This is a genomic window from Kribbella soli (assembly GCF_004331345.1).
GTDB classification, from domain to species: Bacteria; Actinomycetota; Actinomycetes; order Propionibacteriales; family Kribbellaceae; genus Kribbella; species Kribbella soli.
In genome coordinates, this window is record NZ_SJJZ01000001.1 from 166,292 (window position 1) to 178,852 (window position 12,561).

The window sequence follows — 12,561 nt, forward strand, 5'->3', positions numbered from 1 at the left end:
CCACGTCAGAGAGAGTCGCCGGTAGCTGGGAAGGCGAAACGTGGAGCGGTCGTGAAGACACTCCTGAGCGACTGTTGTGCAAGAGGCCGGACCGAGCCGTAGGGCGTGGTCCGGTGAAGGTGTGGTGGCACCGCGAGATTCCCCTTCGCCCACACCTCCGGGGTTCGGATGTAGACCTGGAGGTGAAAACAGCGATGCGAATTCTCAGCCATGAGATCCCCTCAGCAGTAGGCCAGACCGTTACGGTGGCCGGCTGGGTGCACCGAAGACGACGGCTCGCCGCCGTCAGTTTCCTGATCCTGCGCGACCGGTCCGGCCTCAGCCAGATCGTCGTGAAGGCGCCGGAGACCCAAGCACAGCTGGACGAACTCGGTGAGGAGACCGTGGTCCAGGTGACCGGTACGGTCGCCGCCAACCCGCAGGCTCCCGGTGGCGCCGAGATCGTCGACCCGGTGATCGAGCCGCTGACCGAGCCGGCCGCGACGCCGCCGATCGAGCTGTGGCGTCCGACGGTCGGCGCCGGGCTGCCCGTCGTCCTCGACAACGCACCGGTCGCGCTGCGACACCCGGCGGTGCGGGCCGGGTGGGAGATCGCCGCGGCCGCCCTGCACGGGTTCCGGTCCGCGCTGGACGGTCAGGGCTTCACGGAGATCCAGACGCCGAAGATCGTCGGTACGGCGACCGAGTCCGGGGCGAACGTGTTCGCGCTGGACTACTTCGGCGGTCCGGCGTACCTGGCGCAGTCGCCGCAGTTCTACAAGCAGACGATGGTCGGCGTGTTCGAGCGGGTCTTCGAGGTCGGTCCGGTGTTCCGGGCCGAGCCGCACGACACGGTCCGGCACCTGGCCGAGTACGTGTCGCTGGACGCGGAGTTCGGCTTCATCACCGACCATCGCGACGTTCTCGCCGTACTGCGTTCCGTGATCGCCGAGATGTTGTCGGCGGTGGGTACGCGAGCGGGTGGGGCGTTGGAGCGTCTCGGGGTGACGGTGCCGGAGATCCCGGTCGACGTACCGGTGGTGCACTTCAGCGAGGCGCTGAAGATCGCCGGGGCGGACCCGGAGGAGCCGGACCTCGCGCCCGCGGACGAGCGCGCTATCGGCGAGTGGGCGCTGCGTGAGCACGGCAGCGACTTCGTCGCGGTCGAGGGCTACCCGATGGTGAAGCGGCCGTTCTACACGCATCCGCAGCCGTCGGACCCGCGGTGGTCGAACTCGTTCGACCTCCTGTTCCGCGGGGTCGAGCTGGTCACCGGCGGCCAGCGCCTGCACAGGTACTCCGACTACGTCGCGGCCCTCGCGGCGCGCGGCGAGTCGGCGGACGCTCCGGCGTACAGCTCGTACCTGCAGGCGTTCAAGCACGGGATGCCGCCGCACGGCGGGTTCGCGATCGGGCTGGAGCGGTTCGTGGCGCGACTGACCGGGGCGGAGAACGTCCGCGAGGTCACGCTGTTCCCCCGCGACCTGCACCGGCTGACGCCCTGATGGACACCACCGAGTCGGTTGTCGCCGAGCTGAACGTTGCCCTCGGCACCAAGTATCAGCTCGTGCGGCAACTGACCGGTGGTCTGCAGTCGACTGCGTACGAGCTGACCGGCGGCGTGGTCCTGAAATGGACCGACAACCCCGGGTGGGCACCACGCGTCCGGAAGGCGGCCGAGCTCGTCCGCCGGGCGCGTGCCGTCGGCTATCCCACGCCGGCCTGGCTTGCCGTCGGCACGACCGCCGCCGGGTCGCCGTACCAACTGCAGGAGCTCGTCCCCGGCAGCCCACCGACGTTGGACGACGCACTGGCACGGCAGCTGATCGAGATCTGTGAGCTCCAGCGGGACCTGCTCCCGGAGAATCACGAGGTGACCTGGTCGGGCTGGTCGAGCGGCGTCGTCTTCGACGGCTGGGACGGCGTGTGGGAGCGAGTGCAGGCGTACGACGGTGAGGCCGCCGAGCTCCTCGAACGGTACGGCGAACTCTGTCGCCCGTATCGAGACGAGGAGCTCCCCCGCCACGACTTCGTGCACGGGGATCTGAACATGGGCAATCTGCTCGTGGCCGACGGGCGGATCACCGGGATCGTGGATATCGAGGCAGCCGGCGGCGGGGCGCGCGCGTACGACCTCGTCGGGCTGGCGACGTCCGCGGCACGGGACGGTGCGGAGGCCGGCGTCGACGAACTGTTCCTCGAGGCGGCACTGCGAGCGAATGGGCGCGCCGCGGTCGCGGTGTGCGCGGCGGCGGCGTTCGCGAGCGTCGCGGAGTTCGTCCACGAGCGTACGACGTACTCGCAGGAGCGGGTGAATCACGGCGGCCGGCGGCTGCTCGAGATGATGGGCGCATGCTGAACGAGGTGGAGCTGGCCGTTCTCGATGCGATCGACGACGAGCGGATCGTTGCGGAATTGCGGGAGCTGGTGCAGATCCCGAGCGTGGACGGGACCGCGGCCGAGATCGACGTACAGGCGTGGTGTGCTGCGCGGTTGGAGGCGCTGGGGCTGGCCGTCGATCACTGGCGGCTCGAGTTGGCGCCCGACGATCCGGAGTTCCCCGGGATGGAAGTCGAGCGCGACGAGGCGTGGGGCTGTGTCGGCGTACTGGGCGGCGATGCGAGGCCGGGGCTGATTCTCAACGGGCATGTCGATGTGGTTCCGGGTGGCACGTTCGACGCCCGGATCGAGGACGGCGTGATGTGGGGCCGCGGGACCTGTGACATGAAGGGCGGTGTCGCGGCGATCCTCGGCGCGGTGGCGGCGATCGTTGCCGCGGGCATTCGGTTGCGGAAACCGTTGGCGGTGCACACCGTGATCGGCGAGGAGGACGGCGGCGTCGGCGCGTTCGCGACCCTGCGCCGCGGCCATCGCGGCGAGGCCTGCCTGATCGCGGAACCCACCGCAGGCACGGTGATCCCAGCGAACGCAGGCTCGCTGACCTTCCGCTTGGAGGTGCCGGGACTCGCCACCCACGGTTCGACCCGCAGCCGCGGGGTGAGTGCGATCGAGAAGTTCACCGTGATCCAGGCCGCGCTGCAGGAGCTCGAACGCGAGCGCAACCGGGACCCGCATCCACTGCTCGCCCATCTCGACCTCGCCAACCCGCTGTCGGTCGGCACCATCGCGGCCGGCGACTGGGCGAGCACCGTCCCCGACCACCTGATCGCCGAGGGCAGATACGGCGTACGCCTCGGTGAATCACTCGCCGACGCACGGACCGCCTTCGAGACCGCGATCGCAGAGGCTTGCGCGAAGGACGACTGGATGCACGAGCACCCCGTTGCGGTCAGCTGGCCGGGCGGCGAGTTCGCCTCAGGCCTGCTCCCCGAAGGCGACCCCCTCCTCGCCGACACCCTTCAGGCAGTGACCGACGCGGGCGGCCCGGTTCCAGCGGTCAAGGGAGCGCCGTACGGCTCAGATCTACGCCAATACGCCGCAGCGGGCATCCCCACCCTGCAGTACGGACCTGGAGACGTGAGGTACGCGCATGCCGCCGACGAGCACGTGGTGCTCTCGGACGTGCTGCATGCCGCACGCACGTACGCCTTACTCACCGTGCGCCGCTGCTCATAACGCGAACTCACCGGAAGCATCCGGTCGACCCTCAAGGGTCGGTCAGGCAGTCCCTGGCAGGTCGTCAGATTCAGGCGAGGGCGTGCGGTAACGCCTGCCGGTGGGGCCGGTCCAGGTGGTAGTGCCGTCGCGGTTCGGTTCGACCGTCCATCCGCCTTCGTGCTTCAGGCGGTGATGATGTCGGCAGAGGCAGTGGAGATTGTCTGTGGTGGTGCGACCACCGGCCGCGAAGGCGACGCGGTGGTCGAGATCGGCGAACTCGGCCGGACGGTTGCAGCCAGGGAACTGGCAGGTGCGATCGCGCAGTCGAACGAAGCGATCGACGGCCGCGCCGGGTGTATAGGTGTCTGAATTGCCGGGCGGCGGTTCGTCGGTAATGCGGACATCGAGGTGGGACCGAGCCGAGCGCCCGAGCTTTCCGAGGAGGTTGCGGGCGAGGGTTCGTGTGAGGTGCTTGCGCAGGGATTCTTGAGGAATCGGCCCGTAGTGTTCGGCGGTCCCGCCGGTGCTGTTCTCGCCGTTGATCAGGGCGCGGATCTCGGCGCCGGTCGCGTGGATGACGACACTCGCCTCCGCGCCGATGGCGGATTCGTCGCGCAGATCGCAGACGTCCTGGTCGACGGTCTCTGCGGCCGCGTCGACGGCCGAACTCTCATCGACCGGCTCGTCGGCGGGATGGGTCTGCGATCCGGCGTGGCTACCGGTCTTGGTGCGGGGGAGGAGCCGGTCCAGGGCGATGTCGGCGCGCAGCTGATCCATGGAGCGGGGGTCGCCGTGACGACGCCGGTACGCCGCCGCGCGAGTAAGACTGTTCATCACCGCGCCCGCATCCAAAGCGTCCTGGGTATGGATCAGCTCAGCCGTACCGTCACTGCTCGGAAAGATCCGCACCGACCGCTCATCCATCGCCCGCGCATGTGACTTGCTCCGCGCGTCCGGCGAACGCCGAGCGGCCTCCCGCTGCGCTTCCTGCTTCACCTTCTGCAACGGATGCTTCCCGGCCCACTCCAGCACCGCCGTCTCGGCCGCACGCCTCGCTTCCGGCTCCTCCAGGACCGACAACTCCCGCACGATCGTGAACGCGGCCCGCTCGGTCAGCTGCCCCACCTCCAGCGCCCGCAACGTCGCCGGAAAATTGTGCACCAATTCGCACGACGTATGAATCCGCGCCATCGCAGCGCCCCTGTGCATCTGCCACACCAACGCGAGCTCATCGGCAGTCGACCGCAGATCCCCTGCCACCCAACGTCGCTCCCCAGGAGCAGCTGCTCTGTCTCCAGGCTCGGGGTAGCGGTGACCAAGGTCGGCTGACGCACCATGCAACGAGGCCTCGTACCCAGCGGTCGCCTCTGCCTTCATCGCGGCCAGCCGCGCCTCCAACCGGCCGATCGCCTCCTGCCGATTCAACCAGCCCGAATCGCTCAACTCAGACGTGTCCTGGAACGCAACCGCCTCGAACAACCCGACACCGCGCTCAGGGTCGTCCTCTTCGTCATACCGGCCGAGCAGTCCATGCCGAGCTGCGAGCCGCGCATCAGTGCGCACCCGGTCGACCAACGCGAGGAACGCGGCATCCCAGTGCTCGTCGTCACCCCGACCTGCCTCATCCGCAATTGCTGCTCCCGCCACACCAGGCACGACAGACAGCGCAGGTCCGACCGACGCCCCCAACGGGCCGCTGGCCTCGTCGGCTGGCCGATCGACCGGACACTCACTCATGCAATCGATCATACGTTCGAATAACCGCCGAGCCAAATCGTCCCGCGGCCACGGCCAGGGCTGCACCATCGCGCAGCCCGGCCGAGACCTGGCGACTCAGTCCTCGAGGGCCTGGTAGAGCGTGGTCCAGAAGTCGTTCATGAGCTGGACCGAGGACGGCACGGTCGTACCGACCTGGGTGAGCAGGATGCCGGTGACCTGGTGGACCGGGTCCGCGTACGTCGACGTACCGGCGCCGCCGTCCCAGCCGAACTGGCCGATCGGCGCGTAGTCGCCCCGGTAGGTGCGCACGGCCATCCCGAAGCCCCAGCCGCCCTGCTGACCCTGGCCGAACGAGATGTGCACGTTGTCCCTGGCCAGCGTCTCCCGGGCCGCCAACTGCTCGGCCGTGAGGCTGTTGGTGGTCATCAGCTCCACCGCCGGCCGGGAGAGGATCCGCTCGCCCTGGTGTACGCCGTGGTTCAGCAGCATCCGGAAGTAGGCGTGGTAGTCGTCGGCGGTGGAGTTCAGCCCGCCGCCACCGCCCTGGAAGGCCGGCGGAGCGCTGTGCCGGCCGCCCTCGGCCTCGTCCCACACCTGGAACTCACCGGTCGCCGGGTCCGGCGCGTACAGCGGTGGCAGCCGGTGCAGCTGATCGGCGGGAACGGAGAACCCGGTGTCCTTCATACCCAGCGGCCCGAAGATCCGCTCCTGCAGGAACTCGTCGTACGACTGACCGGTGACCCGGGAGACGAGGACGCCGATCAGGTCGCTGCTGATCTGGTACTGCCAGCGCTCGCCCGGCTGGTACATCAGCGGCAGCGTGCCGAGGCGCTTCATCCACTCGTCCTGCTCCGGCATCGGCACCGGCCCGTTGGGCGTGATGCCCTGCTCGAACAGGGCGGCCATGATCGGCGTACCGATCATCGTCATGTCCATGCCGAGCCCGAACGTGGAGGTCAGCACGTCCCGGACGGTGATCGGGCGCTTGGCCGGCACGGTGTCGTCCACCTGGCTGTCGATCCGCTTCAGCACCTGACGGCCGGCCAGCTCGGGCAGCCACGGCTCGATCGTGTCGTCGAGCCGCAGCCGGCACTCGTCGAGCAGCACCATCGCCGCCGACACCGAGACCGGCTTGGACGTCGAGGCCATCCGGAAGATCGTGTCCCGCTGCATCGGCGCGCCGCCCTCGTGACGCAGCGTCCCGAGCGTCTCGACGTACGGCTCACCGTCGCCGCGGCTGACCAGGGCGACGACGCCGGGGATCTTCCCGGAGTCGACGTGCCGGGCCAGTACGTCGTGCAGTCGGCGCAACCCGGCCTCGGTGAAGCCGGAGGGAGTCGTTGACATCGTGGTGTGCTCCTTTGATTGAAACGTTCAGGTTAGAGACTACGGGCGACGATGTCGCCGACCGAGGTGGTCGCGCGGATCGTGAGCTCGGCGCCTGCGCCCTCGCTGTTCTTGAGCGCGTTGTTGATCCGGCCGGTGGCGGTGCCGGCGTCCAGCGTGGCCGAGACTCCGGCGGCGGCGACGATCTCCACCTCGCCGACCTCGGTGCGCAGTACGACGGCGCCGCGGACGGCCTCGGCGATCCGGATGTCGCCCTTGCTGGTGCGGATGTCTGCGGGACCGTTGAGGCGGCCGACGGACACGTCACTGGCGGAGCTCTTGATCCGGGCGCTCGCCACGTCGGCGAGGTCGATCGGACCCTGAGCGCTCTCGATGACGACATCGCCGAAGCGTCCGGTCGCCCGGAGATCGGCGCTGGCAGCCTTCACCTCGGCGTGGGAACCGGCCGGCAGCTGTACCGTCACTGCGACGGCTCCGGAGGGTCCGAAGTACTCGTTCTTCGTGACGACCGCGATCCGCAGGACGCCGTCGGCGAACTCGACCGTGGTCCGCTCGACGGCCTTCACGTCGCGGCTCTTCGTGGGGTCCACGGGGAGCACCTCGACGGTGGTGTCGGCCCGGTCGGCGGCAAGCTGGATCCGTCCGGCGGGGATGTTCAGGACTGCGGAGATCGGCTCGGGGGTGCTGTACGTCGGCATGGTGGTGCCTTCCTGGTGTGTGCTTGGCGTTGCTGACAAACACCAAGATCCAGGTCCGTCCTGACACCGGACCGCCGCGGCCCTGACACGGCTACTGACACCGCTACAAGACACCGCCGCTGACGCGGCCGGTCAGAGCAGTCGGTCGAGGGCCGCGTGCCCGATCGGGCCCCAGTGGGTCTTCCCGCCCGGGATGCCCTTTTCCCCGTTGATGCCCATGGCGATCAGGAACAGTGCGCGCGTCAGGGCCCAGCCGCGAGCTCGTCGTACCGTCGCCTCGTCGGCTCCGTAGGCGTCGAGGAAACGCTCCGGCTCCGGGAGCAGGATCCAGGCGGCCGCGAGGTCGCTGGCCGGCTCACCGGCGCCGATCTCCTCGAAGTCCACGACGCCGGTGAGCATGCCGTCGGCAACGACCACGTTCGCCGGGTGCAGGTCGCCGTGCAGCCACACCGGCGCCCCGTCCCACTTGGGTGCCGAGATCGCGTCGTCCCAGACCGCACGGATCTCGTCGGCGCGGCCGAGGTGCGCCTGTACCTCGTCCCAGCCTGGGCTCGGCGCGAGCGTGCTGCGTTCGCTCACCGGCGCGCCGGCCGGCGGCTCGGTGTGCAGCGCCTTCAGGAAGTCCGCGAGTACGTCGGCAGCGGCCGGATCCGTGATCGGCGCATGGTCCGCGGGTTCGCCGTGCACCCAGGTGGTGATCATCCACGTCCGCGGGAAGGCGTCGGACGGGTCACAGAGGTGGAGTGGTGTCGGGACGGGCAGCGGGAGCTGGGCGGCGAGGCTCGGCAGCCACTGGTGTTCTCTGCGGAGGGGTTCGGGGCCCTGGTTCCCGCGGGGCATTCTGACGGCCAGGTCATCGCCCAGGCGCCACATCTGGTTGCCCCAGCCGCCGACGATCTCCTTCAGCTCCAGGTCAGCAAGGTCCGGGTGCTGCTCTTTCAACAGGGTCCGCACGAGTTCCTCGTCCATGGACCGTCAGACGCGTCACACCGGCGGCTGGTTGGGAATAGGTCCAGAGAACGGACAGTTGCCGACAGTTATGCGCATTGATGTGTGGTCCGACGTCGTCTGCCCGTGGTGCTACATCGGGAAGCGGCGTCTCGAAGAGGCGCTCGCGGACAGCGGTGAGAGCGCCGAGATCGTCTGGCACAGCTTCCAGCTCGACCCGTCGTCGACGAACGACGACCCGCGGGACCTGCCGACCCGGCTGGGCGAGAAGTACGGTCGCGGCCGCGAGTGGGGCCTGCAGGCGAACGCCCACGTCACCGAGGTGGCGGCCGAGGTCGGGCTCGAGTACCACCTGGACCAGGCGAAGGCGGTCAACACCGTCGACGCGCACCGCATCCTGCACCTGGCCCGCGACCTCGCGGAGGCCGGTGAGGTGCCCGCGGACACGCAGGGCCGCCTCAAGGAGCGTCTGCTCAAGGCCTACTTCACCGACGGCCTCCCGGTCGGTGACCAGGCCACGCTGACCGAGCTGGCCACCGAGGTCGGCCTCCCCGCCGAGCGAGTGCGTGAGGTTCTCGCGAGTACGACGTACACCGACGACGTCGCCGCGGACCAGGCGCAGGCACTGGCGTACGGCGCCAACGGCGTACCGTTTTTCGTCATCGACGAGAAGTACGGCGTGAGCGGCGCCCAGCCCGTCGACGTCTTCAAGGAAGCACTGCGCCGGGCGAACGCGGACCGCAAGCCGGTGACGCTCATCACCGCACCGGGCGCGACGACCGACGGTGACGTGGAATGCGGGCCGGACGGCTGCCCCATCTGAGCACCAGGTTCAGCGGTGGGTACCGGAAGTCGTACGAAACGTGGTGTATGAAGGAGGCATGACTGTCGTGCGCGCACTGGCCAGGCCGTTGCTGTCCGTCATTTTCGTCGTGCAAGGCGCTAACGCGATCCGCAATCCCGAGCCGCTCGTCCCCAAGGCGCAGCCGGTGACCGACCGAATGATGCCGATGGTGAAGAAGGTCGCTCCGCCGCAGGTGAGCGACCGGATCCCCGACACGACCGCCAACCTCGTCCGGCTGAACGGTGCGGCTCAACTGCTCGGCGGTGTCGCGCTGGCAAGCGGCAAGGGCCGTCGGCTCGCCGCCGGCGTGCTGGCCGTGTCCCTGGTACCGACGACGCTCGCCGGCCACCCGTTCTGGCTGGAGAAGGACAAGACGGTCCGGAACCAGCAGCGCATCTCGTTCATGAAGAACCTGGGGATCCTCGGCGGTCTGCTGCTCGCCGCGGTCGACACCGAGGGCAAGCCGGGCGTCGCCTGGCGCGCCACGCACGGTGCGCGGGCGGCGAAGCGCGAGACCAAGCGCGGCGCGAAGGCCGCCAAGCGCGAGGCGAAGCAGCTGGCCCGCGAGGCGAAGCACGCCGCCCGTCTCGCGAAGGCGGAGCTCAGCTGATCCCGATGCCCTAGGCTCAGGGGCGTACAAACCTGAGCAGAGGAGTGGGATGAGCGAGCAGGGCTGGCCGGCGCCGCGGGTCGATGGAGCGGTCACCGGTACCGTCACGGTGCCCGGATCGAAGTCGATCAGCAACCGCGCGCTCATCCTCGCCGCGATCGCGGACGGCCCGTCGCACCTGACCGGCCTGCTCGCGGCTCGCGACACCGAGCTGATGCGGTCCGCCCTGGTCTCCCTCGGGGTCGGCATCAGTGAGAGCGGTACGACGGTGACCGTCACCCCGGGCTCGCTCAAAGGCCCAGCGAACGTCGACTGCGGTCTGGCCGGCACTGTGATGCGGTTCGTCCCGCCGGTGGCCGCGCTCGCCGACGGTGTGGTCGCCTTCGACGGTGACGAGTACGCGCGGGAGCGGCCGATGGGCGTCATCCTGGGCGCCTTGCGGAGCCTCGGCGTACAGATCGACGACGGCGGGACCGGCCGGATGCCGTACACCGTGTCCGGCACGGGTTCGGTGCGTGGCGGCAAGGTGACCCTGGACGCGTCCGGGTCGAGCCAGTTCGTGTCCGCGCTGCTGCTGGCCGGCGCGCGGTACGACGAGGGCGTCGACATCCGGCACGACGGGAAGCCGGTGCCGTCGCAGCCGCACCTGGACATGTCGGTGGCGATGCTGCGGGAACGCGGCGTCACGGTCGACGACGCGGAACCGAACCGGTGGGTGGTTGCCCCTGGCCCCATTCGGGCGCTGGACACCGCGATCGAGCCCGACCTGTCGAACGCGGCGCCGTTCCTGGCCGCGGCCGTCATCACCGGCGGCGAGGTGACCGTGACCGGGTGGCCGTCGGAGACCACGCAGCCGGGCGGCCAACTGCCCGAGATCTTCACGCGGTTCGGCGCCGAGGTGACCCGCACCGAGGACGGTCTGACCGTGCGCGGGACCGGACAGGTGCAGGGCTGCGACCTCGATCTGAGCGAGGTCGGCGAGCTGACACCCGTGATCGCCGCGGTGGCCGCCTTCGCCGACGGACCGTCGTACCTGCGGGGTATCGCGCATCTGCGCAACCACGAGACCGACCGGCTGGCGGGGCTCGAGACCGAGTTCAACGCACTCGGCGGGGACGTCACGCAGCTCGAGGACGGACTGGCGATCCGGCCGAAGCCCTTGCACGGCGGACTTTTCCACACGTACGACGACCACCGGATGGCGCACGCCGCGGCCGTCGTCGGCCTGCTCGTCGACGACCTGCAGATCGAGAACATCGGCACCACGGCGAAAACCCTGCCCGAGTTCCCCCAGATGTGGTCGGAGCTCGCCGGCTGATGTCGCGGTACGACGAGGAGGCCAAGTACGACCGTCCGAGGCGCCACACCCGGCCACGGACCAAGGACCGCCCCTCGTACGACGAGGCCGCGATCGGGTTCGTCTTCACCCGCGACCGTGGGCGCTACGCCTGCTGGGTCGAGGATCCGGAAGGCGGCCGCGAGGTGACCGCGATGAAGGCCCGGCAGCTCGGCCGCACCGGCGTGATCGTGGGCGACCGGGTGAAGCTCGACGGCAACGCCACCGGCGACCAGGGCTCGCTGGCCCGGATCGTCGAGGTTCTCCCCCGGACGACGCTGCTGCGCCGCTCCGCCGATGACGACGACCCGGTCGAGCGGCCCCTGGTCGCGAACGCGGACCAGCTCGTCATCGTCGTCGCAGTCGCCAACCCGGAGCCCCGCACCGGGTTGATCGACCGCTTCCTGGTCGCGGCGTACGACGCCGGCATGCGGCCGCTGCTGTGCCTCACGAAGACCGACCTGGCCGACCCGGACCCGTTGCTCTCGATCTACCGCCCGCTCGGCGTCGAGTCGGTCGCCACGCAGCAGGGCGGCGACCTCAGCGAGCTCCGTGAGCAGCTCGACGACCGTACGAGCGTTCTGGTCGGCCACTCCGGGGTCGGCAAGTCCACGCTGGTCAACGGCCTCATCCCGGGCGCGGACCGGGCGATCGGCGTCGTCAACGAGGTCACTGGCCGCGGTCGTCACACGTCGACGAACACCCTGGTCCTGCGGCTGCCGGAGGGTGGCTGGATCATCGACACCCCCGGCATCCGCTCCTTCGGCCTGGCCCACGTCGAGCCGGAACAGCTGATCCACGCCTTCCCGGATCTCGCCGAGATCGCGGAAACCTGTCCCCGGGGATGCACCCATACCGCCGACGCCCCCGACTGCGCGCTGGACGACGCCGTGGCCGCGGGCCGCGCCGACGCCGCCCGCGTCGACTCCTTCCGCCGGCTGCTGGCCTCCCGCGAAGGCCGGGAGCTGCGCGAATCCGACGAACCTACTTAGCCGGCAGCTGGCCTTCCCACACGGCCTTCGCGCCGGCGTCGCCGGTGCGAATGGTCTGCCAGATGACCAGTACGCCGATCACCACGACGGCGGCCTGCGTCAGCAGCTCGAGCGGTCGGCTCTTCGTTGCCTTGTCACCCTTGATACCTGCCAGCAGCAGGAAGGCGGCGACGGCAACGATCGCAAAGATCAGGCAGTACCAGAACAGCAGATCGCCGCGCTTCGCGTGCAGTTCGACGGCCTTCTGCAGCGTCGGCACCGCCTCGACGAACGCCTTGCCGCTCTCCTTCGCCACGAACGCGCACACCACCGTGCCGACGCCCAGCAACAGCGCCGGCCAGCGCAGCAGCCGGCGCCACCGCGGCACCAGCGCGAACACGATGACGGTGAGCGCGGCCACCGGGAGCAGCACCACGGTCAGATGGATCACCAGCACGTGCAGCGGCAGGTCCCCGAAGCGCTCGAACATGGACAGCCTCCATGGCAGTCGTGTGACGTGATCAGACACTAATGGCACGTTCAACGACTGC

Annotated in this window: 12 protein-coding genes; 7 read left to right on the forward strand and 5 right to left on the reverse strand. The window is 69.6% G+C overall.

Annotated features, from left to right (window positions below; genetic code table 11):
* Positions 1-194 precede the first annotated feature (194 nt).
* From aspS to E0H45_RS00835, 3 genes are read left to right on the forward strand one after another with little or no spacing between them, the layout of a single operon-like run.
* Complete coding sequence (aspS, locus tag E0H45_RS00825) at positions 195-1,484, forward strand: aspartate--tRNA(Asn) ligase (RefSeq protein ID WP_131334344.1); 1,290 nt, start codon at positions 195-197, stop codon at positions 1,482-1,484.
* A complete protein-coding gene (locus tag E0H45_RS00830; RefSeq protein ID WP_131334345.1) occupies positions 1,484-2,338 on the forward strand; it encodes a phosphotransferase family protein in 855 nt (284 codons plus the stop codon). The genes aspS and E0H45_RS00830 overlap by 1 nt, the downstream gene beginning before the upstream one ends.
* Positions 2,332-3,555 carry a M20/M25/M40 family metallo-hydrolase gene (locus tag E0H45_RS00835; protein ID WP_131334346.1) on the forward strand — a complete coding sequence of 408 codons (1,224 nt, stop codon included), beginning with the start codon at positions 2,332-2,334 and terminating at the stop codon, positions 3,553-3,555. The genes E0H45_RS00830 and E0H45_RS00835 overlap by 7 nt, the downstream gene beginning before the upstream one ends.
* 42 nt (positions 3,556-3,597) lie before the next feature.
* Here E0H45_RS00835 and E0H45_RS00840 read toward each other — a convergent pair whose 3' ends face one another.
* The 4 genes from E0H45_RS00840 to E0H45_RS00855 form a co-directional block, all read right to left on the reverse strand.
* On the reverse strand, positions 3,598-5,343 hold the full coding sequence (locus tag E0H45_RS00840) for an HNH endonuclease signature motif containing protein (RefSeq protein WP_131334347.1): 1,746 nt from the start codon (positions 5,341-5,343) through the stop codon (positions 3,598-3,600).
* Between the two features lie 27 nt (positions 5,344-5,370).
* Positions 5,371-6,603: a serine hydrolase domain-containing protein gene (locus tag E0H45_RS00845; protein ID WP_131334348.1), complete on the reverse strand. Its 1,233-nt coding sequence runs from the start codon at positions 6,601-6,603 to the stop codon at positions 5,371-5,373.
* 32 nt (positions 6,604-6,635) lie between these two features.
* Positions 6,636-7,301 carry a DUF4097 family beta strand repeat-containing protein gene (locus E0H45_RS00850; RefSeq protein ID WP_131334349.1) on the reverse strand — a complete coding sequence of 222 codons (666 nt, stop codon included), beginning with the start codon at positions 7,299-7,301 and terminating at the stop codon, positions 6,636-6,638.
* A gap of 132 nt (positions 7,302-7,433) precedes the next feature.
* Positions 7,434-8,255, reverse strand: a complete 822-nt coding sequence (locus E0H45_RS00855; protein ID WP_202872159.1) for an aminoglycoside phosphotransferase family protein — start codon at positions 8,253-8,255, stop codon at positions 7,434-7,436.
* Positions 8,256-8,340: 85 nt separating this feature from the next.
* Here E0H45_RS00855 and E0H45_RS00860 point away from each other — a divergent pair, with 85 nt between their 5' ends.
* The 4 genes from E0H45_RS00860 to rsgA are packed head-to-tail and all read left to right on the forward strand — an operon-like array spanning position 8,341 to position 12,031.
* On the forward strand, positions 8,341-9,072 hold the full coding sequence (locus tag E0H45_RS00860; RefSeq protein ID WP_131334351.1) for a DsbA family oxidoreductase: 732 nt from the start codon (positions 8,341-8,343) through the stop codon (positions 9,070-9,072).
* Positions 9,073-9,130: 58 nt separating this feature from the next.
* On the forward strand, positions 9,131-9,703 hold the full coding sequence (locus E0H45_RS00865) for a DoxX family protein (protein ID WP_131334352.1): 573 nt from the start codon (positions 9,131-9,133) through the stop codon (positions 9,701-9,703).
* Between the two features lie 49 nt (positions 9,704-9,752).
* Positions 9,753-11,021: a 3-phosphoshikimate 1-carboxyvinyltransferase gene (gene aroA, locus E0H45_RS00870; RefSeq protein WP_131334353.1), complete on the forward strand. Its 1,269-nt coding sequence runs from the start codon at positions 9,753-9,755 to the stop codon at positions 11,019-11,021.
* Positions 11,021-12,031 (forward strand): ribosome small subunit-dependent GTPase A, encoded by a 1,011-nt coding sequence (gene rsgA, locus E0H45_RS00875; protein WP_131334354.1) that lies wholly within the window; start codon positions 11,021-11,023, stop codon positions 12,029-12,031. Before aroA ends, rsgA begins: the two co-directional genes overlap by 1 nt.
* Here the strand turns inward: rsgA and E0H45_RS00880 are convergent.
* Positions 12,024-12,500, reverse strand: a complete 477-nt coding sequence (locus E0H45_RS00880) for a DUF2231 domain-containing protein (RefSeq protein ID WP_131334355.1) — start codon at positions 12,498-12,500, stop codon at positions 12,024-12,026. The two genes, rsgA and E0H45_RS00880, sit on opposite strands and share 8 nt — an antisense overlap.
* Positions 12,501-12,561: the final 61 nt, after the last annotated feature.